The organism is Actinomadura pelletieri DSM 43383 (genome assembly GCF_003634705.1).
GTDB lineage: Bacteria > Actinomycetota > Actinomycetes > Streptosporangiales > Streptosporangiaceae > Spirillospora > Spirillospora pelletieri.
This window is the reverse complement of the sequence record NZ_RBWU01000007.1, coordinates 318,008-342,012: the sequence shown is the minus strand read 5'-3', so window position 1 is coordinate 342,012 and position 24,005 is coordinate 318,008. Positions and strand designations below refer to the sequence as shown.

At 70.5% G+C, this 24,005-nt stretch carries 21 protein-coding genes; 11 read left to right on the top strand and 10 right to left on the bottom strand.

The features are described 5' to 3' along the window. The first annotated feature begins 7 nt into the window (after positions 1–7). The 3 genes from BZB76_RS29795 to BZB76_RS29785 are packed head-to-tail and all read left to right on the top strand — an operon-like array spanning position 8 to position 1,625. Positions 8–175: an Insertion element protein gene (locus BZB76_RS29795; RefSeq protein WP_121437748.1), complete on the top strand. Its 168-nt coding sequence runs from the start codon at positions 8–10 to the stop codon at positions 173–175. After that, a complete protein-coding gene (locus BZB76_RS29790) occupies positions 172–882 on the top strand; it encodes a phosphoadenylyl-sulfate reductase (protein WP_121437747.1) in 711 nt (236 codons plus the stop codon). Before BZB76_RS29795 ends, BZB76_RS29790 begins: the two co-directional genes overlap by 4 nt. 8 nt (positions 883–890) lie before the next feature. Further along, positions 891–1,625: a sirohydrochlorin chelatase gene (locus tag BZB76_RS29785; RefSeq protein ID WP_121437746.1), complete on the top strand. Its 735-nt coding sequence runs from the start codon at positions 891–893 to the stop codon at positions 1,623–1,625. Between the two features lie 63 nt (positions 1,626–1,688). Here the strand turns inward: BZB76_RS29785 and BZB76_RS29780 are convergent, their stop codons facing one another. Further along, positions 1,689–2,435, bottom strand: a complete 747-nt coding sequence (locus tag BZB76_RS29780; RefSeq protein ID WP_246007300.1) for a DUF1707 domain-containing protein — start codon at positions 2,433–2,435, stop codon at positions 1,689–1,691. 201 nt (positions 2,436–2,636) lie between these two features. After that, positions 2,637–3,296 (bottom strand): sulfotransferase family protein, encoded by a 660-nt coding sequence (locus tag BZB76_RS29775; RefSeq protein ID WP_121437745.1) that lies wholly within the window; start codon positions 3,294–3,296, stop codon positions 2,637–2,639. Between the two features lie 302 nt (positions 3,297–3,598). Between BZB76_RS29775 and BZB76_RS29770 the strand changes: the two genes are divergently transcribed. The 5 genes from BZB76_RS29770 (at position 3,599) to BZB76_RS29750 (ending at position 9,244) form a co-directional block, all read left to right on the top strand. After that, positions 3,599–4,504 (top strand): hypothetical protein, encoded by a 906-nt coding sequence (locus tag BZB76_RS29770; protein WP_121437744.1) that lies wholly within the window; start codon positions 3,599–3,601, stop codon positions 4,502–4,504. Positions 4,505–4,559: 55 nt separating this feature from the next. After that, complete coding sequence (locus BZB76_RS29765; RefSeq protein ID WP_121437973.1) at positions 4,560–5,105, top strand: DUF4262 domain-containing protein; 546 nt, start codon at positions 4,560–4,562, stop codon at positions 5,103–5,105. 154 nt (positions 5,106–5,259) lie between these two features. Then, positions 5,260–7,353, top strand: a complete 2,094-nt coding sequence (gene glgX / locus BZB76_RS29760; protein WP_121437743.1) for a glycogen debranching protein GlgX — start codon at positions 5,260–5,262, stop codon at positions 7,351–7,353. 13 nt (positions 7,354–7,366) lie between these two features. Beyond that, positions 7,367–8,080, top strand: coding sequence for a pyrimidine reductase family protein (locus tag BZB76_RS29755; protein WP_121437742.1), 714 nt, complete (start codon positions 7,367–7,369; stop codon positions 8,078–8,080). Between the two features lie 72 nt (positions 8,081–8,152). After that, positions 8,153–9,244: an ATP-dependent DNA ligase gene (locus BZB76_RS29750; protein ID WP_121437741.1), complete on the top strand. Its 1,092-nt coding sequence runs from the start codon at positions 8,153–8,155 to the stop codon at positions 9,242–9,244. A 121-nt stretch (positions 9,245–9,365) separates the two neighbouring features. On the opposite strand, the gene BZB76_RS29745 is transcribed toward BZB76_RS29750, so the two are convergent. After that, on the bottom strand, positions 9,366–11,042 hold the full coding sequence (locus tag BZB76_RS29745) for an alkaline phosphatase D family protein (RefSeq protein WP_121437740.1): 1,677 nt from the start codon (positions 11,040–11,042) through the stop codon (positions 9,366–9,368). A 217-nt stretch (positions 11,043–11,259) separates the two neighbouring features. Here BZB76_RS29745 and BZB76_RS29740 point away from each other — a divergent pair, with 217 nt between their 5' ends. Beyond that, on the top strand, positions 11,260–13,668 hold the full coding sequence (locus tag BZB76_RS29740) for a HelD family protein (RefSeq protein WP_121437739.1): 2,409 nt from the start codon (positions 11,260–11,262) through the stop codon (positions 13,666–13,668). Positions 13,669–13,672: 4 nt separating this feature from the next. On the opposite strand, the gene BZB76_RS29735 is transcribed toward BZB76_RS29740, so the two are convergent. The 5 genes from BZB76_RS29735 to BZB76_RS29710 all read right to left on the bottom strand — a co-directional run bounded on the left by BZB76_RS29735 (position 13,673) and on the right by BZB76_RS29710 (position 18,184). Continuing rightward, positions 13,673–14,617, bottom strand: a complete 945-nt coding sequence (locus tag BZB76_RS29735) for a hypothetical protein (protein ID WP_121437738.1) — start codon at positions 14,615–14,617, stop codon at positions 13,673–13,675. A 4-nt stretch (positions 14,618–14,621) separates the two neighbouring features. Next, positions 14,622–15,383: a protein phosphatase 2C domain-containing protein gene (locus tag BZB76_RS29730; RefSeq protein WP_121437737.1), complete on the bottom strand. Its 762-nt coding sequence runs from the start codon at positions 15,381–15,383 to the stop codon at positions 14,622–14,624. 346 nt (positions 15,384–15,729) lie between these two features. Continuing rightward, entirely contained in the window at positions 15,730–16,401 is a 672-nt protein-coding gene (locus tag BZB76_RS29720; RefSeq protein WP_121437735.1) for a vWA domain-containing protein, read from the bottom strand. 17 nt (positions 16,402–16,418) lie between these two features. Continuing rightward, entirely contained in the window at positions 16,419–16,880 is a 462-nt protein-coding gene (locus BZB76_RS29715) for a hypothetical protein (RefSeq protein WP_121437734.1), read from the bottom strand. Next, positions 16,868–18,184: a hypothetical protein gene (locus BZB76_RS29710; RefSeq protein ID WP_121437733.1), complete on the bottom strand. Its 1,317-nt coding sequence runs from the start codon at positions 18,182–18,184 to the stop codon at positions 16,868–16,870. Before BZB76_RS29710 ends, BZB76_RS29715 begins: the two co-directional genes overlap by 13 nt. 339 nt (positions 18,185–18,523) lie before the next feature. Between BZB76_RS29710 and BZB76_RS29705 the strand changes: the two genes are divergently transcribed. Then, positions 18,524–20,452, top strand: coding sequence for a Xaa-Pro dipeptidyl-peptidase (locus tag BZB76_RS29705; protein ID WP_121437732.1), 1,929 nt, complete (start codon positions 18,524–18,526; stop codon positions 20,450–20,452). Positions 20,453–20,513: 61 nt separating this feature from the next. Here the strand turns inward: BZB76_RS29705 and BZB76_RS29700 are convergent, their stop codons facing one another. Further along, positions 20,514–22,163, bottom strand: coding sequence for a flavin monoamine oxidase family protein (locus BZB76_RS29700; RefSeq protein WP_170180812.1), 1,650 nt, complete (start codon positions 22,161–22,163; stop codon positions 20,514–20,516). Between the two features lie 305 nt (positions 22,164–22,468). Beyond that, positions 22,469–23,551, bottom strand: a complete 1,083-nt coding sequence (locus BZB76_RS29695; protein ID WP_121437730.1) for a DNA polymerase domain-containing protein — start codon at positions 23,549–23,551, stop codon at positions 22,469–22,471. 51 nt (positions 23,552–23,602) lie between these two features. On the opposite strand from BZB76_RS29695, the gene msrB reads away from it, so the two are divergent. Next, positions 23,603–24,004: a peptide-methionine (R)-S-oxide reductase MsrB gene (gene msrB / locus BZB76_RS29690; RefSeq protein WP_121437729.1), complete on the top strand. Its 402-nt coding sequence runs from the start codon at positions 23,603–23,605 to the stop codon at positions 24,002–24,004. Position 24,005 lies beyond the last annotated feature (1 nt).

The window sequence follows — 24,005 nt, the reverse complement described above, 5'->3', positions numbered from 1 at the left end:
CGCGGGCATGAGTGAGCGCATGGCGCCGTTCTACTGCCCCTACTGCGGCGAGGAGAACCTCGAACCCCGTGCGGAACACGGCTCGTGGTTCTGCCCCGACTGCCTTCGATCCTTCACGCTGAAATTCCTCGGTGTCGGAGCTCCCCGCACCGCGAGCAAGGAGATCCCTCGGTGACTCTTCTGGAGACCGACAGACCTACCCTGGACCTGGAGGACATCGTCGAATCCGCGGCGGCCGCGCTGGAGGGCGCGCCCACGTTGGAGATCATCCGGTGGGCCGTCGCCACGTTCGGCGACCGCATCTGCCTCACCTCCTCCATGTCGGACGCGGCGCTGATCCATCTGGTGTCGAAGGTGAAGCCGGGCATCGACGTGCTGTTCGTCGACACCGGCTACCACTTCGCCGAGACGATCGGAACCCGCGACGCCGTCGAGGCCGTCTACCCGGTGAACGTCATCAACGTCACCCCGTCCCGCACGGTCGAGGAGCAGGAGGCCGCGCTCGGCCCCCGCCTGTTCGGCCGCAACCCCGACCTGTGCTGCCACCTGCGCAAGGTGGAGCCGCTCGGCCGGGCGCTGGAGGGCTACATGGCGTGGTTCAGCGGCATCCGCCGGGACGAGACCGCCAGCCGCCGCGACCGGAAGGTCGTCGAGTGGGACCGCAAGCGCGGCATGGTCAAGGTCAACCCGATCCTGGGCTGGTCCCAGGAGGACATGGACAACTACATCGAGGACAACGGGGTTCTGGTGAACCCGCTGCACTACGACGGCTACCCGTCGATCGGTTGCGCGCCGTGCACCCGTCCGGTCGCGCCCGGCGAGGACCCGCGCAGCGGCCGCTGGGCCGGGCTGGGCAAGACCGAGTGCGGTATCCACCTGTGAGCCGGCCGATGGTGGCGGTGGCGCACGGGAGCCGCGACCCGCGCGCCGCCGCCACCGTCGCCGCCCTGCTGGACGCCGTCCGGGCCCGGCGGCCGGACGTGCCCGTGCACGCCTCGTTCCTCGACCACGCCGCGCCCACGCCCGGCCGCGTCCTGGACGGGCTGGCCCGCGCCGGCGCGGACGAGGCGGTGGTGCTGCCGCTGCTGCTCACGGCCGCCTACCACAGCAAGACCGACATTCCGGGCGTGCTGAACCGGGTGCGGGGACGGCATCCCCGGCTCGGGCTCCGCACGGCCGGGACGCTCGGACCGCATCCGCTGCTGACGGCCGCCCTGGAGCGCCGCCTCGCCGAGGCCGGTGTCGCGCCGGGCGACCCGGACACGGCCGTCGTCCTCGTCTCGGCCGGGTCCAGCGACGCGTCCGCCAACGCCACCATCGCGGGCCTCGCCCGGCGGTGGCGGTCCCGCGGCTGGTCGGACGTGGTCGCGGCGTACGCGTCGGCGGCCCGGCCCACCCCGGCGGAGGCGGTGACGGCCCTGCTCGACGCGGGCGCCCGCCGCGTGGCGGTGGCGTCGTACTTCCTGGCACCGGGTCACTTCGCCGACAAGGTCAGGGCGGAGACGCTCGCCGCGGGCGCCGCCGTGGTCTCACCGGTCCTCGGCGCGGCCCCGGAGGTCGCCGAACTGGTCGTGCACCGCTACGACGAGGCGCTGGAGACGGCCCGCGCGGCCACCGCGGTCTGACCCGTACCCGGCCGCCGTGGGCGGTCGGGTACGGGTCGGATGCGGGTCACGTGCGGTCGCGGATCACGTGCGGTCGCGCCACCGGTCGGCGATCGCGCGGCGCAGCGGCGCATGGTGCTCGTCATCGACGATCTTGACGTCGCCCATCACGACGGTCGCGTTGACCCGGACCACGGGGACACGCGCCCCGGGATGGGGCTCCCGGACCGCGATCCTGCGGTCGCCCAGAAAGTTGTGACCGGTCACCTCGACACGGACGCCGTCCGGGACGATGATCTTGACGTCTCCCATCACGGCGGTGGCGGTCACGGTGACCTCGCCGCTCGGGACCTGGGCGCCGCGCAGGTCGAGTTCGACGTCGCCCATCACCGACACGGCCTCCAGCGGGCCGTCGATACGGCCGACGATGCGCTCCTTGCAGTCGCCCATGACGGCGCTGAACCGGCGCTTCACCTGGAGCGGCGCGGGCTCGGCGCCGGGGGCGCCCATGCCGGGCAGGTCGGCGGTGATGGCGTCGAGATCGCCGCGGGTGACGGCCGCGTAGGCGGCCTCGGTGCGCTCGGTCAGTTCCTCGAAGGTGAGCCGTCCCTCGACGGAGGCGATCCGCAACCGCTCCACGACGGCCTCCCGCTCGGCGTCGGACGCGCGCACCCGGTCGGGTGCGCGGACGGCGTCGGGCGCGCCTGCCGTGTCGGACGCCGCCGTGACCTCGGTGGGTTCGGCGACGGGCCGGTCGGGATGCAGTTCCTGCCGCCGGTCCTGCGGGCGGTGCGGGGAGGACCGCTCCGGCTGTGGACTGGACTGACTCATGGCTTCGACGGTATGCCCCCGGTGACGGTGGGCAATCCGCCGCGCGAACGAGATCGTCCCACCACTTCAGGAGGATGGACCTCGCCCCAGGTCGAGCGCGGTGTCGAGAGCCGTGTCGAGAGCCGGGTCGAGGACGTCATACACCGATCATTCGGCTGCGGTTCCGCGCCTTTCGCGACCTTTCCGGCTAACCACACCGCGTCACCCTTCCCCCTGGTGTCCCGCGCGTGTCGACAACTCCTCCACCCATTCGGCGAACGCCTCCCGGTCGTTCCTGCGCGGGAACGGTTCGTCCGGGACCGGAACGCCGAGGAATTCGCACAGCGGTTCCCAGCCGTCGCTGACCTGGAACACCAGCAGCCGTTCGGGCGCGATCGTCCGGCGGACGGTCTCGGTGTGCTCGGTGAAGACGTTGAGGGCGTGGTCGCGATCGGCGAAGCGCCCGTCGAACACACCGTCCCAGATGACGTCCGTGGCGACCTTCTGGATGTCGGCGATCAGCCCGCCGTCCTCGTCGGATTCCGAGTAGGCCATGGCGACGCGGTGGATGGTCGACGCGGTGCTGTCGTACCAGCGCTGCGGGTCCCGGACGGTCAGGATCACCTTCGCGGACGGGAAGACGTCGGCGAGTTCGTCCCAGAATCTGGACGCGGGCCAGTCGACGGCGGATCGGTAGTCGGCGAACAAGCGGCGCCAGTCGGGCTTCTTCCCGCGCGCGGCGTCACGCCATACCGGGATCTGCTCGGGATGCTCGGTCAACTCGGCCATGTGGTAACAGGGGCCGAACCCCAACTGCTCCAAGGCGAGTTTGAGCGACATGGTTCCCGTGCGTCCGAATCCGGCGCCGATGACATCGACCATTTGGTGAACCTCTACTTCGGGGGCATTGGGTGATCCTCGTCGACCACAGAAGCAACTTTCTGCCCCGGCCACTGAAACGGTCAACCTCTCGCCCCCAACGGCCGTGCCCGGCCCGCGGTATGGATGTCCATGACGTCCAACGCCGCCGGCGACGGTGTTTGACCAGGTCGGTCAGCGTTTCAGGGGTGGTCGTCCGGCCTCGTCGAGGGGCGCCCGGCGAATCCACCGTCACCGGAACGAGACGCCGGTGCGACCTGAATCGGCCATGCTGGTTCGACCAGTGCCCACCCCCGGAGGCTCCCGTGTCGGTTCGGCGGCTCGCCGCGTTCGCCGCGGCCGTGCTCGCCGTCGCCGTGCTCGCCGGGTGCGCGGGCGGCGGTCCCGCGCCGCCGCAGCGGGCGTGGTTCCGTGTCGTCATACTGCCGGACGGGAACGCCCTGCTGGACCTGCACGCGGCGGGGCGGCTGCGTTCGGACGCCGACGTGCGTGCCCTGGCCCGGCGGGTGGCCGCGGCGACGTTCCCCGGGGCGTGGGCGGCCCGTGCCCGTACCGAGCGGGATCGCGGTCTGCCGTTCGCCCGGGTCGAGATCCGCCGCGCCTACCGGACGGGACCCGCGCCGTCGCTGCGGATCGACACGGCCGCCGCCGTCCGGGTGCTCGCCGCGCGGGGCTTCCGTGACACGACCATGAGATTGCGGCTGCCGTCCGTACCGGCCACGGTGCGCGCGAACACGGGGCATGCGAACACGGGGCAGGCGGACACGGGGCAGGCGGACACGGGGTCGTCCGGGCCCCTGGCGTGGCGGTTGCGCGCCGACGCGCCGCCGCCGGTGGTACGCGTCGAGTTGCGGCCCCGGCCGGTCCGCTGGCTCGCGGCGATGGCCCTGCCGGTGCTCGGCGCGGCGGGCGTCGGGCTGGGCTTCTTCGTCCGCCGCCGGATCCTCGCGTTGCCGGCCGCGGGCCTGTCCGTCGCCGCCGCGATCATCGCGGTGGCGGTGCCGGCGGGCCGTCAGGGCGACGGTCTCGGCGTCGCGGGCCTGTGCGGCGGGACGGCGCTGCGGGTCGCCACGATCGCGCCGCTCACCGCGGTCCCGCTCGCGCTGCCCGCCGTGCTGCTGCTCGCGACGATGGTCTGCCGCCTGGTCACCGGACCGGACGTGCGGAGCGCCCACGAGGCCAGACCTGCGGACACCGGCGTATTTTGGTGACCGGTCACCGGAGACGAAGCGATGCCGAGCACCGATGGATCCTAAACTGAAGGCCATGTCCGACGGCCACACCCCGTGCACCTGCGTGATCTGTAACCACGGTGACCGCGACCGTCTGGACAACTTCCAGCTCCGCACGATCGTGCACATCACCGAGTACGGCTGGAGCGTCGTCCTCGTGCACCCCGACGACGACGGGCCGGGGTGGGCGTACACGATCGGTCTGTGGCACAGTCACGGCGCGCCCGAGCTGGCCATGTTCGGCGGCGACGTCTACGAGATGGAGGAGTCGCTGAACACGCTCGGCCGGCACACCGCCGACGGGCGCCTCCCCACCGACGGCGAACGCCGCGACGGTGTCGTCCGCGGCCAGGCGGCCGCGTTCCGCGAGACCGATCCGCTCTGGTACGACGCGATGTTCGGCGGGGCCGTCGCGTTCTACCGGCGTCCCACGCCGCCGATGCTCCAGGTCGTATGGCCCAACCGGGAGGGCCTGTTCCCCTGGCAGCCCGGCACCGACCTGCGGTTCCGCCATTCGCAGCCGTGGCTGTGGCTTCCCCCGCGGCAGCACCCCGCCGGCGTCTGGACGCAGCGGCTCTGACGCGACCGCTCCCACACCGCGCCTATGCTGACGCGGCGCCCTCGCCGGGCGTCCTGTTACGCGTGACACTCTGACGGCACGCCGTGATGCGCGGGCCGACGGCGGGGTAGGCCACAATCGACGGGCCAGGACGACCAGGTGGAGGAGTTGCGGCATGCGGGAGGTGTGGCCCGGTGACCCCTATCCGCTGGGCGCCACCTGGGACGGCACGGGTACGAACTTCGCGCTGTTCTCGGAGGTGGCGCAACGCGTCGAACTGTGCCTGTTCGACGACGACGGGCACGAGACGCGGCGGACGCTGCCGGAGGTGGACGGTTTCGTCTGGCACGGCTACCTGCCGGGCGTCGGCCCCGGCCAGCGGTACGGATATCGCGTGCACGGGCCGTTCGACCCCCGGGAGGGGCACCGCTGCAACCCGGCGAAGCTGCTGCTCGACCCGTACGGCAAGGCCGTCGAGGGCGACGTCCGGTGGCACGAGTCGCTGTTCTCGTACCGGTTCGCCGATCCCGACACGCTGAACGAGGACGACAGCGCCCCCCACATGCCGAAGAACGTGGTGGTCAACCCGTTCTTCGACTGGGGGGACGACCGGCCGCCGCGCGTCCCGTACCACGAGAGCGTCATCTACGAGGCGCACGTGAAGGGCCTGACGAAGCTGCATCCCGGCGTCCCGAAGGAGCAGCGCGGGACGTACGCGGGGCTCGCGCACCCGGTGATGATCGACCATCTGCTCGACCTCGGCGTGACGGCCGTGGAGTTGATGCCGGTGCACCAGTCGATCCCCGAGCACGCGCTGGTGGCGCGGGGCCTCGGCAACTACTGGGGTTACAACACGATCGGGTTCTTCGCGCCGCACAACGCCTACGGGTCGTCCGGGCAGTGCGGGGAGCAGGTGCTGGAGTTCAAGGCGATGGTCCGTGCCCTGCACGAGGCGGGCATCGAGGTCATCCTCGACGTCGTCTACAACCACACCGCCGAGGGCGACCATCTCGGGCCGACACTGTCGTTCCGCGGCATCGACAACGCGTCCTACTACCGGCTCCGCGACGACGACAAGCGCTACCACCTCGACTACACCGGCTGCGGCAACTCCCTCAACGTCCGCAACCCGCACGCGCTGCAGCTCATCATGGACTCGCTGCGGTACTGGATCCTGGACATGCACGTCGACGGGTTCCGCTTCGACCTGGCGTCCGCGCTGGCCCGCGAACTCCACGACGTCGACCGGCTCGCCGCGTTCTTCGACCTCGTCCAGCAGGACCCGGTCGTGTCCCAGGTGAAGCTGATCGCCGAACCGTGGGACGTCGGGGAGGGCGGCTACCAGGTCGGCAACTTCCCGCCGCTGTGGACGGAGTGGAACGGCAAGTACCGTGACACCGTCCGCGACTTCTGGCGCGGCTCCTACGCGACGATGCCGGAGTTCGCGTCCCGGCTGACCGGATCGTCGGACCTGTACGAGCACAGCGCGCGGCGACCGTCGGCGTCCATCAACTTCGTCACCTGCCATGACGGGTTCACCCTCACCGACCTGGTGTCCTACGACACCAAGCACAACGACGCCAACGGCGAGGACAACCGCGACGGCACCGACGACAACCGGTCGTGGAACTGCGGCGTGGAGGGCCCGACCCGCGACCCCGCCGTCCTGGACCTGCGGGCCCGGCAGCGCCGCAACTTCCTCGCGACGCTGTTCCTCTCGCAGGGCGTGCCGATGCTGTCGCACGGCGACGAACTGGGCCGCACGCAGGACGGCAACAACAACGCCTACTGCCAGGACAACGAGATCGCCTGGGTGCGCTGGCAGGACTCCGACGACATGGAGTTCGTGCGGACCCTGTCGCGGCTGCGGCATGACCACCCGGTGTTCCGCCGTCGCCGTTTCTTCACCGGCACCGGGACGGGCGCCGCCGCCGACATCGCCTGGCTCACGCCCGCCGGGGAGAGCATGACCGACGAAGACTGGGACGTCGGGTTCGCCAAGTCGCTCGGCGTGTTCCTCAACGGCGACGCCATCACCGAACCCGACCCTCGTGGACGCCGCGTCCGCGACGACTCGTTCCTCCTGCTGATCAACGCGGGCGCCGATCCCGTGGAGTTCACGCTTCCCGGCGGCGAGTACGGCGAACGCTGGGAGTTCGCCCTCGACACCGCCGAACCCGGCGGGGTCGGGGAACGTCCCCGTGTCAAGGCGCGTGACGCCGTCCCGGTCGTCGGCCGCTCCCTGAGCGTCCTGCGCAGGCTCCCGTAGACTTCGAGGCCCTATGCGGATTCTTTCTCCGGAGGCGGGCGAGGTCGATCTCGTCGAGCGCTACGCCTATCCGTCCGACGGGGTGTGGCTGCGGGCCAACATGGTCGCCAGCCTGGACGGCGCGGCGCAGCGCGACGAACGCAGCGGCGGCCTCGGCAACGCCGCCGACCGGCGGTTGTTCCTGCTGCTGCGCGGTCTCGCCGACGTCGTGCTCGTCGGCGCCAACACGGTGCGGGCCGAAGGCTACGGGCCGGTGCTGCCGGCCGACACGTGGGACGGCGTGCGGGACGGTCGCGCGCCCGTCCCGCCGCTGGCGGTCGTCTCGCGCACCCTCGACCTCGACTACGACGCGCCGCTGTTCACCGAGGCGCGGGCCAGAACGATCGTGCTGACGACCGCGACCGCCGATCCGGCGCGGCTGGCGGCCGCGCGGGAGCGCGCCGACGTCATCGTCGCCGGGCAGGAGTCCCTGGACTTCCCCGCCGCCGTCGCGGAACTCGCGGCACGCGGCCACCGGCGCCTGCTGTGCGAGGGCGGCCCAGCTGTGCTCGCGCAGGTGCTGGCGGCGGGGCTGCTGGACGAGCTGTGCCTCACGCTGAGTCCGCAGCTGCTCGCCGGGCGTCCGGCGCGGATCCTGAACGGCCCGCCGCTGCCCGTCCCACCGGAGCTGACCCTCGCGCACGTGCTGCGCGACGACGACTTCCTCTTCCTCCGCTACACGCGCTGACCTGCGACATCGGACGCGCCATGCCGCCCCCCGCGTGGTCGGACTGTCGGTGCCCGGGCGCACTATAGGGGGATGGACCTGCCGATCCTTCCGCCGCTGCCGCCGATGCTGGCCAAGGCGGTGAAGACGATGCCCCAGGGCGATCTGCTGTACGAGCCGAAGTGGGACGGTTTCCGCTGCGTCGTGTTCCGCGACGGTGACGAGGTGGAGCTGTCCAGCCGGGGCGAGAAGCCGCTCACCCGGTACTTCCCGGAGCTGGTCGAGGCGGTGCGGCGCGAGCTTCCCGAACGTTGCGTGATCGACGGGGAGATCGTCCTGCCGATGGGCACCCGTCTGGACTTCGAGGCCCTCCAGCAGCGCATCCACCCGGCCGCGTCCCGGGTGAAGCTGCTGTCGGAGCAGACTCCGGCGTCGTTCATCGCGTTCGACCTGCTCGCCCTGGGCGACGAGTCGCTGATGGAGGTGCCGCTCGGTGAGCGCCGGCGACGGCTGGTCGAGACGCTCTCGCAGGTGCGGGCGCCCATCCATGTGACGCCCGCGTCCGACTCCTACGAGCTGGCGCTGCGCTGGTTCGACGAGTTCGAGGGCGCCGGGCTGGACGGTGTCATCGCCAAACCCCGCGACATTCCGTACGAGTCCGACAAGCGGGCCCTGTTCAAGGTCAAGCACGAACGGACCGCGGACTGCGTGGTGGCGGGCTTCCGGTGGCACAAGTCCGGCCCGATCGTGGGGTCGCTTCTCCTCGGCCTGTACAACGACCAGGGCAACCTTCAGCACGTGGGGGTGGCGGCGTCGTTCACGATGAAGCGCCGCGCCGAGCTGGTCGAGGAGCTTCGGCCGTACCGGCTGGACGATCTCGCGGAGCATCCGTGGGCGGACTGGGCGCGCCAGACCGAGGCGACCGTCGACCGGATGCCGGGCGCCATCTCCCGCTGGACGGGCAAGAAGGACCTCAGCTGGGTGCCGTTGCGTCCCGACCTGGTCGTCGAGGTGGCGTACGAGGCGATGGAGGGCGAACGGTTCCGGCACACGGCCCGTTTCCGCAACTGGCGTCCCGACCGGACCCCCGAGTCGTGCACCTACGAACAGCTGGAAGTCCCCGTGGCCTACGACCTGGACGACATCCTCTTCGGCCAGGCGACGAACCCCAGGGCCGACCACTAGCCCCGCCGGGCCGCACGACCGCGGAGATCGCACGACCCGACGGCGCTCACCCCGGCCATCGTCGCAATTCCGCAACGCTTCCCACGGTTGCGATCGCGTCCGAATGCCGGAAGAAGCCGGATCAGGGCTGAGTTTCGTTCTGGATGGTTTGGCGGATGAGTTCTTCGTCGGACTGCGACTTGGTTCTGGGCGAGTCGTGGGGGCGCAGGTAGGTCTGCTTGACGCCGGGTTCGCGGTCCTCGATGACGAAGGTCGCCTTGATGGAGGCTTCGGCATCGCGCGTCCGGACGGTGGGCAGCGTCGTGAAGTCGGCCTTCATCTCATCCTTGCCGATCTTCGTGAGCACGTATCCGCGCTGGTTGTTGTAGAAGCGCAGGTGCGGGTTGATCTTGAGGAAGGGTTGGTCGGCCGGGTTGGAGTCGCTCCCGTCGCCGCCGCTGGTGATGGACGTGCAGACCAGTTCGGAGCCGACGGTTCTGGAGTCCGGGTCGTCATAGTCGGCTTTGAGGTCGCCGGCCCAGTGGGCGTGGACGTCGCCGGTGAGCACGACGGGGTTGCGGACCCGTGCGTCGAGCCAGCCCTTGGTGATCCGGTCGCGGGACGCGACGTAGCCGTCCCAGGAGTCCATGGAGGTCTTCTTGACCGGGCCCGCGGTGTTGTCGCGCTGCGCGAAGAACACCTGCTGGCCGAGGATGTCCCAGCGGGCGCGGGAGCGGCGGAAGCCGTCCAGGAGCCAGCGTTCCTGCCGGTCGCCGGTGATGGACCGTTTCGGGTCGAGGGCGTCGGGGCAGTCCTTGTAGCCGTCGCCGCACGCCTGGTCGTCGCGGAACTGGCGGGTGTCGAGCATGTGGAAGTTGGCGAGCCTGCCCCATGCGACCCGCCGGTACACCTGGATGTCGGGGCCGTGGGGGATGGAGCGGCGGCGCAACGGCATGTTCTCGTAGTACGCCTGGAACGCGGCGGCCCGGCGGGCGCGGAACGCCTCGGGGGACGGGGTGTCGGAGTTGTTCTCCGGGACGTCGTCGGCCCAGTTGTTCTCGACCTCGTGGTCGTCGAAGACGACGAGCCAGGGCGCGGCGCCGTGCGCGGCCTGCAGGTCGGGGTCGGACTTGTACTGGGCGTGCCGCAGCCGGTAGTCGCCGAGGGTGACGGTCTCGGGGCCCTCGTGGTCGCGGACGTTGCCGCCCGGGACGGTGTAGACGCCCTTCTTGTACTCGTACTGGTAGTCGCCGAGGTGCAGGATCAGGTCGGGGTGCTCTTCGGCGAGCCGCCGGTACGCGGTGAAGTAGCCGTGTTCGAACTGGGAGCACGACACGAAGCCCATGGCGAGGGCGGAACCGTAGGTGGAGGGGTGCGGGGCGGTGCGCGTCCGTCCGACCGGGGAGATGTGGCCGCCGACGCGGAACCGGTACCAGTAGTCGTGGCCGGGGCGCAGGCCGTCGAGTTCGACGTGGACGGAGTGCGCGGAGCGGGCGTGGGCGGCGGCGACGCCGCGGCGCACGACGCGGCGGAAGCGTTCGTCGGTGGCGACCTCCCAGCGGACGGGGATCGTCCGGGACGGCATGCCGCCGAGCCCGTCCTCGGCGAGGGGGTTGCGGGCGAGCCGGGTCCAGAGGACGAACCCGTCGGGGCCGGGGTCGCCGGAGGCGACTCCGAGGGTGAACGGATCGCCGTCGGGTGTCCGGGCGCGGGGGGCGGCGTGGGCGGGTCCCGGGACGCCGGTCGCGGCGACGGCGGTGGCGAGTCCGCTGGTGATGAGGAAGGTTCGCCGGTTCAGCCGGCGTGCGGTGTCGGCCATGGAGTAGCGACCTTTCTGGAGCTTCCGGCATCGATCGCCGGAAAGCCTCACGAAGGCCGGTGACCCGAGGACACCGCGGAGATGACGTCCACCACAACAAAAATGATCAGTTGGGAAGACCCGAAAAGATCATGCAGGGCGGACAGAAGGGTGGTAGGCTGGCAACTTCAAGTTGCGCACAGAAAATCCATCCTATAACTAGGAGCGTAGCAGAGGTATGGGACTCCGTCAAGCCGACGCCGTCAACCCCGAGCGCGAGGAAAAGTCACGGCAGGCCGCGATCCAGGCCGAACAGCGGTACGTGTCCCGTGTGTACGCGCGGCTCGACGCCGAACGGGAGAGCGCGGAGACGGCGCTGCGCGCCGGACCTGCGGCGGGCGGCGGGAGCGCGTTCCAGGCCAGGCTGGAGGGCGCCGTCGCCACCGACGAGGCCGCGCGTCGCCTCGCCCGGCTCAGCGGCGTCGAACACGGCCTGTGCTTCGGCCGGATCGACCACCGCGCGGACGCCGACGGCCCCGGCGACACGTTCTACATCGGCCGCGTCGGGCTGCGCGACGAGAACCGCGAACCCCTCCTGATCGACTGGCGCGCCGACGCGGCCCGCCCGTTCTACACCGCCACCTCCGGGGCGCCCGGCACGCTCGCGCGCCGCCGCCACCTGCACCTGCGCGACCGCGCGGTCGTCCGGCTGGACGACGAGGTGTTCGACCTGGAGGGCCTGGCCGAGTCCGAGCGGCGCGGCATCGTCGGCGAGGCAGCCCTGCTCGCCACGCTCCGCCGGGGCCGGACGGGCCGGATGAGCGACGTCGTCGCGACCATCCAGGAGGAACAGGACCAGGTGATCCGCTCGGGGTTGCACGGCGTTCTCGTCGTGCAGGGCGGCCCCGGCACCGGCAAGACGGTCGCCGCGCTCCACCGGGCCGCGTATCTGCTGTACACGCACCGGGACGTCCTCGAACGGCGCGGCGTCCTCATCGTCGGCCCGAACGCCACGTTCCTCCGCTACATCGAGCAGGTCCTGCCCGGCCTGGGCGAGACCGACGTCGTGCTGTCCACGGTCGGGGAGCTGTACCCGGGCCTGAAGGCGACCGCCATGGACGACCCTGCGGTCGCCGTCGTCAAGGGCGATCTGCGGATGGCCGACCTGGTGCGGGAGGCCGTCCACGACCGGCAGCGCGTCCCCGCGGACGGTCTGCGCGTCGAGGTCGAGGGCCTGACCCTCACCGTGGACGCCGAAGCGTGCGAGCGGGCCCGCGACCGCGCCCGCGGTCTACGGGTCCCCCACAACATCCAGCGGCGCCGCTTCGTCCACGACCTGCTGGAGGCCCTCGCCGTCGACCGCGCCGAACAGTACGAGCGCATCATGGACGAGCCCCTGGAGGAGATCGCCAAGAACGGCGGCCTGCCCAAGTGGCTCCAGGAGCTCATCGACGAAGCCGAGGACACCCCTCTCCTGGACGAGACGGAACTGCGGATGGCCAAGGAGGCCCTCTGGCACGAGCCGTCCGTCCAGGCCGCTCTCGACGCGCTCTGGCCCGAGCTGACCCCCGAGGAACTGGTCACCGACCTCTACGCCGACCTCGACTCCCTGACCCGCCTGGGCGCCCGAGCCGGGTTGAGCCCCGCCGAGGCGGCGTTCCTGCACCGTCCGTCCGGCGCTCCGTGGACGGTCTCCGACGTGCCGATCCTGGACGAGGCCGCCGACCTCCTCGGCAAGGACGACTCCGCGGCGCGGGCGGCCCGCCGGCGCGCCGACCGCGCCCGGCGCGCGGCCGAGGAACTGTACGCCCGCGAGGTCATCGAGACCACCGGCCTCGCCGACCTCGACATGGTCTCCGCCGCCGACCTCGCCGAGCGCCACCACGACGACGGTCCGCCGCTCACCACCGCCCAGCGCGCCATGGCCGACCGGGAATGGGCGTACGGGCACGTGATCGTCGACGAGGCGCAGGAGCTGTCGGCGATGGCCTGGCGCACAGTGATGAGGCGCGTCCCGACCCGCTCCCTCACCGTCGTCGGCGACATCGCCCAGACCGGCAGCGCCGCCGGCGCCTCGTCCTGGGGTCAGATGCTCGACCGCTATGTGCCCGGCCGGTGGCGCGAGCAACGGCTCCTGGTCAACTACCGGACCCCCGCCGCCATCATGCGGGTCGCCGCCGACGTCCTCGCCGCCGTCGCGCCCGACCAGACCCCGCCCGAACCCGTCCGCGACGACGGTCCACCGCCCACCGCGATCGCGCTGCCGGTCTCCGATCTGCCGCGGCTCGTCCGGTCCGAGCTGTCGCTCATCACCGGGGACGCGTCGGACGGCATCGGCGGCACCTTCACCGAGGGCCGCCTCGCCGTCATCACGTCCGCCGCCCGTCACACCGCCGTGCTGGACGCCCTCCCGTCCGCCGCCGTCGGCGCCACCCCGGAGGCCCTCGACTCCCCCACCGTCGTCCTGACCGCGCAGGAGGCCAAGGGCCTGGAGTTCGACTCCGTCGTCATCGTCGACCCCGCCGGCATCGTGTCCGAGTCCCCCATGGGCGGCCAGGACCTGTACGTGGCCCTGACCAGGGCGACCCGCCGCCTGACGATCGTCCACGACGACGACCTACCACCCCTCCTCGCGAATCTCGCCTGACGGCTCACACCGGGGGCAGCGGGATCGTCGGCCGTTGCCCCCGCCTGCCGTCCAGGGGAGCCCGCGGAAGGTTCGGCGGCCTACGCACCGGCGGCAGCGGTCCCAGCTCGATGACCCCGCGCTCATCGAGCGCCCGGGCCCACCGCGCCGCGTCCGGCCGCAGGCCCCGCTGCCCGGCCGCGGCCGCGAACAGCGCCGACACCTCGCCCGCGATCCGGTCCGGTACCCCCGCCACCAGGTGGTGAGGTTCGCCCGGCCGTAGCTTGGACGACCTGGCCAGCACCCGCGTGACAAGCAGCGCCAGCTTGTACCGGTCGGTGTCCAGGTCGGGTCCCGTGGCCGGCTGGAGCGGATCGTCCCAGTCCGGGGTGGACGGCTGGAGCAGAACGGGATCCGCTCCGACCTCGCGGATGCCGTCGCAGTCGAGCAGGAACACGCATCCCGACCGCGACCACAGGAGGTTGTTCATCGATACGTCACCGACCACGAGCCGCCTGGAGTGCAGCAGCCGGAACAGATCCACCATCCTGCGGACGATCTTCAGCCGTCCGTCCACGTCGGGAGGTCGGATCTCCCCCCACAGGGCCTTCGGTTCGAACAGCAGGTACTGCACCTCGCGAAGCTTCATCCCCGGGGCCGCTCTACCCCAGAACTCCGGCGGCACCCTGCGCATCACGAAGCCCTTGACGGTACCGCCGTCGAGGACGCGCGCCAGCGGCCAGGCCGCCTGCCGCAGAAAGGCGTCACGGTCAGCCTGGGACAGCTCACCGGGCAGTTCGACCAGCCGTTTCAGGACGGCGCCGTTCACCTTCTGAGGTTCCAGATACTCCTTGAAGACATGACCGCCACCGGCCCCAAGGACCTCAAGGACCCTGCCCTGACCGCCGGAGCCGACCTCCGCCCCCAGGGTCAGGTCGCGTAGTCGCAGATCCGTAACGTTCGGCCACATCCGGCTATCTCCCCCAGATGCACACGGCCGAGCGGTCGTCACCGAAGGACTTCGCCCTGAACCCGAGCTGCCAGCCGAACTCCAGGATGCCCGGCACATCGTCGCGGGCCCACCATTCCTGGAGCTGTTGTCTCACCTCGTCGCCGCGCATCGGATTGGACAGGCCGTCCGTGCACAGGACGAGCGCCTCGCCGACGCCGATCTCGCCGACCGCTGTCCGGACGGCCCGCGGATCGCCCGGCAACGCGTCGGTGGCGGTGTCCAGGATCGTCCCATCGGACGAACCGAACGAAGGAAGCTCGGCGAGCATCCCGTCCCGCAGCTGAAAGGCCGTGCTGTCACCGAGGCGCATCAAGGCGAACCGATGGCGCCCATCGGTCGGCACGAGGTCGACGACGGCGGCGATGATCGTGGTGGAGAACGATTTGGGGGCGAGTCCTCGCCGCTGGGCGTGGTGGATCATCCCTTCGGCGATCCACCGTGCGGTGACCGCGAAACCGTCGCCGTGGTCCCACGTCCAGCTTCCGGCGTCCCTTTCGAGTTCCGCTCGGAGGAGGTCGCAGGCCATCGCGGACCCTTCGTGCGAGTTCGGCTCGCTTCCGACGCCGTCCGCGACGCACGCCAGGACCGCGTCGCGCCCCGCCAGAGTCAACGGCCAGAGCGCGACGGAGTCCTGCCGCGGCTCACCGTAGTAGCGGTGCTCGTCCCCGCGCAGTGACGCGGCCCGGACGACGAGGCGTTCGAAGTCCGCGCCGTCCAACACCATGTCGGGCACCGGAGCGGCCGAACGCGGAAGGCCCCGGGGAACACCGCCCTTCGGATGCGGCCGGCGATACGTCGGCGGACTCGTGAACACCTCACCCTGTAGGGAGGGACTGGCGGGCGCCACGACCTCCTCACGGTTCTCGCCCGCAGGCGGACACGGAGGGGACGGTGGAGACGGAGGGGACGGTGGGGACGGAGGGGACGGTGGGGACGCGCCGACCGGGGCCGCCGGGGCCGCCTGCCGAAGGGTCGGCTCACCCCCGAGCGGGGGCGGGCCGGACCGCGTTGGCGGCGGATCCGGAAGTCGGTGCCGCCAGTCGTCATCGGAATGATCCGGCACTCGGTGATCAGACGACATCGGCCGGAATGGTGGTGAAGCCGGGAACCTGGTCGGGCATCGCAAGGCTCATTCCGCCACCCGAGGCACCGGAGGTACCGGACCGGACGATCGAACGGATCAACGACTTCGCGAACTCCTTCAACGCCTGGTGCGGTTCCATCGATTCATCGGAGATGAAGGCCCGCACGGTGGCGATCCGCTGCAGGGTCTGTCCGTCCACGTCACCGAAACCGAACGCGAGGATGTTGGGCCGGGGCCCCCATGCCGGGTCGATGACGCGCTGGTACGCCACGCCCCAGTCGGCGGAGTCGTTCGGCTGGCCGTCGGTGAGGAAGAAGACGGCGGGACGAAGGACCTGGTGTCCGGTGGACTTCAGTTGGTCGATATCGCTTTCGATGGTCGCGCGGAGAAGATCGAACGCGCTGCTGTACGAGGTACCGCCATCCGCCGTCAGCTTGGGAATCGCCGTGACCTCGCTCAGGTCGGAAAGCGGAAGAAGGACCTGGGCCTGCTGGCTGAAACTGATGAGACAGAACCGGGTCTTGTCCGCGACGACCGGGTTGCTGCCGATCTCCTCGTGAAGTTTCGGAAGGGAATCGTTGATGGCGTCGATGGGCTCACCGCTCATCGACCAGGACTCATCGCAAACAAGGTAGAAGGGGAGAACCTGTTCGGTCATCCGTGGGCTCCTCGTGGTCAGTTCTTGTGGAAGAGGTAGATGTTGAGCATCACTTCCCCGCCGGATGCTCCGAGGAGCTGGAAGTCGCGGGTGGCGACGTCGGCGAAGAGCGTGCCGTCCGCCCGGCCGAGCAGTTCGTTGACGTCGTGGGCGAAGTCCTCGCCACCGTTGTGCTGGGCCGCGAAGGTCAACACGATGCCCGCCTTGCGTCCGCGTAGGCCGGGCTCGGCCTGGACGGCGCGGCGGAGGGCCTCGACGGCCGAACGGCGGCCCTTCGCGGCGTCGTCGGCGTCGAGTCTGAGCTCGACCTTGACGAACCTGCGTTCGAGCGCCTGCCGCGACGGCGGCTTGGGCCGCGCGACGGGACGGGGAGGTGGGTCCTGCGTGCCGAGGACGACGATGGCGAACGCGAGCAGAAGGTCGGCGAACAGCCATCCGGCGACGGCGACGACGGGCATCCGCAGGTTCACCGGAACCATCGCCTCCGACCGCCCACCCGGCCCAACCCGTCCTGGAGACGGTCCACCGCCTCGCGGAGCCCGGCGAACTCCTCGTTGAGCGCGCGGGTGAGGTCCTCGGCGAGCGGGAGACCGGCGAGGAGCCGCTCGGACTGGTCCTCCACGGCCTTGACGGCGGTCGCCACCGTGTCGAGCGCGCGGGACGTGCGGTCCATCAGTTCTTCGACACGGCCGACGATGAGGCCGAGGTGGTCGGCGGTGGTCTCGTGGCGGTGGGAGTACATGGCGCCTTCGGTCCGCCAGTCGTCGAGGGCCGTGCGAATCGCCGAGCCACTCGTGTCGAGGGCGGCGGCGATGCGGTCGCCCAGCCTTTCCCGATCGGCGTCCGCCGCGGAGCGCAGTTCGACCGCCGCCTCCGCGACCGCCTTGCGCAGGCGCTCGGAGTCGGCGGTCGAGGAACTGGACAGATCGGCCGCCGCGGCGGCGACCTGGGCCAGGCACTTGCCGATGTCCGCGGCGCTGTCCGCCAACCGTTCGGCGGCGGTCCGCACCGTGTCGTCGCTCTTCAACAGTGCGGCGGCGAGCTTCTCGGCATGTTCCATCGACTGGTGCGCCTGCTTCTGGAGGTCGACCGCGATGGCGCCCGCCTTCCTCGCCTCGTCGGCGGCGTCCTCGAGTTGCCGCGCGGCGTGGTCGACCCGGGACGCGTCGTCCATCCGGAACAGGCTGAGGTGGAAGTCGGCGGCGAAGATCGCGCTTGCCAGTTCGCGGGAGAGCCGCGCCCGCTCCTGCTCGTCGGCACGGTCGGCGCTCCGCCGGGTCACGGCTTGGACCAGCGAGACAGTGATCAGGAAGCCGATCGCGAGCAGCGTCCACAGGGCGATCCGGTCGAAGTAGAACGGCTCGCCGAGGCGGCCGTTGAAACCAGTCTGCCACTGTTCCAGAAACGACTTCCCGGTGAGCGCGGGATCTCCTCTGCTTTCGCGGTAGGCGGCCGTCGCCTTGAAGAGACCGAACCAGGTAAGCATGATCGGCAGAAAGATCACCACAGTGGGCAGCAGGTCGAGCGCCCCGCCCAGTCTGCGGCGGGTGGGCCGCCGTGGACGCTCGCCGAGCGTGTCGCCCTGCAGGAACGCGGCGTACAGGTCCATGGCGGCCCAGCGACCGAGGTCTCGCTCCGCCTCCAGATCGTCGGCGAGCCGCGCGAGCTGCGGTGCCCGTCCCCGTAGACGGTCCTGCGCGGACAGGCCGCGCAGGAGTTTCACCGTGTCGTCGCGGTCAAGTCGATCGGGCGAGGCGGCCGCCCGCCCCTTGATCGTGATCAAAAAACGCCCCGTTTCGTTCCCTGTGGGGAATTGCGCCTGGTAGCCCCTGCTTAAGCGGACATGCGAATTGTGGTCGATTCGCTACGCTTCCGACTGCGCCGACCACTACACTGGCCGTATGCGGACTCACCCTCCGTTTTATGGCGAGGACGGGCCGGGTGGTGCTAGAGGGCGGGCGCGGAAATCAAGGGCTGGGCGTGCCAGGATCTGGCACTGGTTGGGCGGGTTCCGCTCTTTACGGGGTGTACGGCGGAGAGGAGCCTGTGCCTCCGTAGAGATCATCCTTCCTCTAGGAGGTGCGGGTTGGCCAGGCGATCCCTGAGACGAACCCGGCGGACGATGACGGTGGCCGTGCTCACCGGCGCGGCGCTCGCCGCGGCGGGCGGGGCGGCGGCCCTGGCGCAGACGACTCCCCGAATCGTGGTGAAGGGCGGTGTGACCCAGCCGGTCTTCTCCTACAAGGACGCGATCCGCGAGCACGTGTACGTCGAGTCGACCGTGGACAGCGACCGTGACGGCAGGCGCGACCGGGTCCGTGTGGACATCGTCCGGCCCAAGGAGACCCAGAGCGGTCTCAAGGTGCCGGTGATCATGGACGAGAGCCCGTACTACGACAACGCCGGACGGGGCAACGAGAACGAGCGCAAGACCTATGACGCCGCCGGGAACCCGACGAAGTTCCCGCTGTACTACGACAACTACTTCGTGCCGCGCGGTTACGCGTTCCTCGCCGTGGACATGGTGGGCACGACCAAGTCGGACGGCTGCCCGGTGAGCGGCGGCCCGTCCGACGTCCTCGGCGGGAAGGCCGTCGTCGACTGGCTGAACGGGCGCGCGAAGGCGTACCGGGCGAACGGTTCCCAGGTGGCGGCGACCTGGTCGACCGGGCGCACCGCCATGATCGGCAAGTCGTACGACGGGACGCTCGCCAACGGGGTCGCCGCGACCGGTGTGGAGGGCCTGGAGACGATCGTGCCGATCTCGGCGATCAGCACCTGGTACCGCTACAGCCGCATGAACGGCGTCCTGTACCGGACGGGCTACCAGCAGTGGCTCGCCGACTACGTCGACACCGACCCGCCCGCCAAGTGCGCCGCCGTCCGCGACGATCTCGCGAGGGACCAGGACGACAGGACCGGCAACTACAACGCCTACTGGAAGACCGCCGACTACCTGGACGGCACCATCGGCAACGTCGGCAACGTCCGCGCCAGCGTGTTCGCCTACCACGGCGTCAACGACCTGAACGTCAAGGACGACCACTTCGCCGTGTGGTGGCAGGCCCTCGCGAGGCAGGGCGTCGAGCGGAAGGTGTGGCTGTCGCAGCGCGGCCACGTCGACCCGTTCGACATCCGGCGGGACGACTGGGTGAAGACCCTGCACGCGTGGTTCGACCACGAGCTGCACGAGGTCCGCAACCGGGTGATGGACGAGCCGCGCGCCGACATCGAGATCGGCCCCGACCAGTGGATCACCCAGGCGGACTGGCCGTCCCCGAACGGCGCCGTCATCCAGTTGCGGCCCCTCGAGGACGGCACGTTCGGCATCGGGCGGGCCCCGGAGGGCTCGACCGTCACGTTCACCGACGCGCTCGGGCCGAACCGCACCGGCTACCCGGAGGGCGACATGGTCAGCTCGCCGGGGACGGCGCGGCCGTACCGGGCCGCGTTCGTGTCGGGCCCCATGCAGTGGACGTCCCGCCTGTCCGGGACGCCGGAGGCGAGCCTGCGCATCAAACTGGACAAGCCCACGTCCAACCTCACCGCGCTGCTCGTCGACTACGGCGACGACACCCGCGTCGACTACCTCGGCACCGGCTCGGGCGTGCGGACCCTCAACACCGAGGACTGCCACGGTGAGAGCATCCCCGCCGACGACGCCTGCTACAAGCAGACGCAGGTCACCACCGTGCGGTCGGCGGTGAACGTGGTCGCGCGCGGCTGGCTCGACGCCCAGAACGACCAGTCGCTGAGCAGTCCGACGCCGCTGAAACCGGGCCGTTACTACGACGTCCGGTGGGAGACGCTCAGCCAGGAGTACGTGTTGAAGAAGGGGCACCGGCTGGGCTTGATCCTCGCCGGGACGGACTCCGACTACAACACCGAGACGCCGACCGGAGCCGTGGTGACGGTCGACCTGCACAACAGTTCCGTCAACATCCCGTTGGTCGAGGGCGACGACGCCGCGGCGCTCGTCCCGCGGCCGAGGGGAACGTGGCGGGGGCCGTCCGAGGTGACGCTTCCCGTCCAGGAACGCAGGTTCCACTGATCACGTGAGGAGGCCGCCGTCCCCGAGGGGGCGGCGGCCTCGCCGTGCCGGACGCGTGGGCTCAGCGGCCGGCCGTCACGCTCCGGGAGTCCGGGGCCCGGCGGACGGTCGCGCGGGTGCCGCGCCGGTCACCGTGGATCATCTCGAAGGCCCACTCCGCCGACATCATCGCGCCCTCCTGCCAGCCGGGCAGGGGGCAGACCTGGTCGCCGATCACCATGACGTTGCCGTGCCCCTGGACGTTGATCAGGGTCTCGTACATCTCCCGGTGCTCGGGGACGCCGCGGTCCCAGTGGGCCCAGACGCCGAGCTGGTAGGGCACCTTGTGCCAGGCGACGGTGAGGCCCTGCCGGTCCGGGACGACGGACCGGTCGGCGAACTCGCGGTGCAGCCTCGCCCCGGCCGCCCGCGCCGCCTTCAGGCGCTCGGCGTGGGAGCGGGCGCCGAACTTCGCCCCGTTGGCGTAGGCACAGTAGGCGCCGATCAGGATGCCCTTGCCGGTCGCGGAGAAATGGTCGTCGGACGGATACCAGATCTGCCGGATTTCATCGTCGACCCAGCTGACGCCACCGTAGATCCGGTTCTTCTCCGACTCCCAGAACCGCCGGTTCGCCTGCCAGCCCATCTTGCACCCCGGCGCGAACTCGACGTTGGCGACGGCGCGCTCGAAGTCGCGGGAGAATCCCTTGAGCCGGACGCTCTGCCGCAGGACCGGCACGGGGATGCTGCTCAGGCAGTAGTCGAACCGCCGATCGTGTTCGCCGTCGGCGTCCTTCCACGCGACCCGCACCCCGTCCTCGCCGGATCTGATCGCGTGCACCGGGGCGTTGAGGGTGATGGTCCCGGCGGGCAGCGCGGACGCCATGGCACGGACGATCCCGTCCATTCCGCCGACAGGTTGGAACAACGTCGGCTGGTAGCCGTACTCGAGTTCGTCCCAGAACCGCTGCTCCCAGAATCCACTTTCCACGATGTCGGAAAGCGACAGCGGGACGATCTTCTCTGCCCAGGTCGGAACGCTGGGCGCCTGGGCCACCCCCGAGCGTAAGGACCCCTTGTAGACATGGTCCTGCGTGTCGAGATCACCGAACGCGGCCAGCAGGCCCAGCAGCCTGTCACGCTGGACGCCGTCGAGTCCGCCGTCGTCGAGCAACCCCTTCTTCACGGCCGCCGCCGCGAGCTGGGCGACATATCCGCGGACATCGTTGGAAATCCGGCCGTTGGATACGGGCGCCCGCCGCCACACCCTGTCGGTCTGGTACAGGTTCGCGGCGGTCCGCACCAGATACGGTTCGAGCGGGACGCCGAGTCTGCGGCACATTCCGATGACACGCTGATGCTCGTAGGAAACGCGCGCCGGGCCGAGGTTGGCGTACAGGCCGCGATCGAACCGGCATTTCTGGGTGCGGACCGATCCGTCCTCCCAAACCTCGGTGATCGTGTCCCCGCGCCGGGCGGTGAGGTTGCGTCCGCCGACGCGCCCCTGTGCCTCGAGAACGGTCACCCCGTAGCCCGCCTCGGCGAACTTCAGCGCGGCGGTGAGCCCGCCGACACCGGCGCCGAGGATCGCGACGGTCCGGCCGCCGCCCTTCCCGCCGGGCGGCTTCCGGAGACCGGTCGGCGAACCGGCGGCAAGACCGGTGGGCGCGGTCGCCGCGTCGGCCGGAACGACACCGGTCATGACCTGCAGCAGAGTGGCGGAAGCGGCCATGCCCAAGAACTTCCGGCGAGAAGAGCCGTTGTGCGGCTGGTCCATCATGCTCCTTCTGGGAGACGTCGACGGCAAGCCCGATCATTCGTCGGACGATCAGCACGCTAAATGACTTCGGCAATGGCGAATAGGGACAAATACCGGCCGATTTGCTGCACAACGCACAGCGTCCAGCTCATACGGCGGCACCGGAATCGTCCGACATCGGCCAGGTGAATTCGGCATGAGAACCCGACCGCATGGGGACGTCGCAGTGGCGCGGAGGAGGCATCGGTCGCGGCTCGCCGATCACTCGACCGCCCCGGTCAGCGGTTGTCGGTGTCCTTGCTGGGCTGCACGCGTTTCGGCTCGCCCGGCATCTTCGGGTAGTTGGGCGGGTACGGCATGTCGCCCAGGCCGTGGTCGCGTTCGTCGCGGTCGGCGAGGTCGAGGAGGCCCTCGATGGAGAACGACTCGTCGTCGATCGCGGCGTGCAGGTCGCCCACCTCGGCGAAGCGGGCGGGCATGGTGGCGATCGTGAAGTCGTGCGGATCCACGTCGGCCAGTTCGTCCCAGGTGACGGGAGCCGAGACGGGGGCGTGCGGGGCCGGGCGCACGCTGTAGGCGGACGCGATCGTCCTGTCACGCGCATTCTGGTTGTAGTCGATAAATATTTGTTCCCCCCTTTCTTCTTTCCACCATTTCGTGGTGACCTCGGAGGGGGCGCGGCGCTCCACCTCTCGGCCGAAGGCCAGGGCGGCCCGGCGGACCTCGGTGAACGTCCAGCGGGGCTCGATCCGAACGTAGATGTGCACCCCGCCCTTGCCGGACGTCTTGACGAAGCCGGTGAGGCCCAGCTCCACCAGCAGGTCGCGGGCGGGGCCGAGGGCGACGCGGACGGCGTCGGAGAAGTCGGTGCCGGGCTGCGGGTCGAGGTCGATGCGCAGCTCGTCCGGATGATCGACGTCGCCGTCCCGGACGGGCCACGGATGGAACGTCAGCGTGCCGAGGTTGGCGGCCCAGGCGATGACGGCGACCTCCGTCGGGCAGACCTCGTCGGCGGAACGGCCGCTGGGGAACGCGATCCGGGACGTGTGCACCCAGTCGGGCGCGCCCTTGGGGACGCGCTTCTGGTAGAACGCGTCCGACTTCCCGCCGCCCATGCCCGCCTGGCCGCGCGCGTAGTCCTCCCGGGTGGCCATCCGGGCGCCCTCGAAGACGCCCGCGGGCCAGCGCTCCAGCGTCGTCGGACGGTCACGGGTGGCGCGCAGGATCCCCTCCCCCACGGCCACGTAGTACTCCACGAGCTGCCGCTTGGTGTAGCCGTGCTCGGGAAAGTAGACCTTGTCGGGGTTGGACACCTTGACGAGCCGATCCCCGACCGGGATCTCTATATAGGGCGAGGCCATGTCTGCACGTTAACCCACAGGTGGGACAAGCCTCCGGGTACGGTCGGGTGTATGCAGAAGATCCACAAGAGCGAGGACCAGTGGCGGGCCGAACTCAGCCCCGAGGAGTTCCGCGTGCTGCGGCAGGCGGGCACGGAGCGGCCCTTCACCGGGAAGTACACCGACACCAAGACCGTCGGGGTGTACCGGTGCCGTGGTTGCGGGACGGAGCTGTTCCGGTCGGAGACCAAGTTCGAGAGCCACTGCGGCTGGCCGTCGTTCTACGCGCCGTCCGACTCCACCGCCGTCACGTTGATCGAGGACCGTTCTCTCGGCATGGTCCGCACCGAGGTGCGGTGCGCCACCTGCGACTCGCACCTCGGCCACGTCTTCCACGGCGAGGGCTACGGCACGCCGACCGACGACCGGTACTGCATCAACTCGATCTCGCTCACCCTCGAACCCGCCGGGTAGC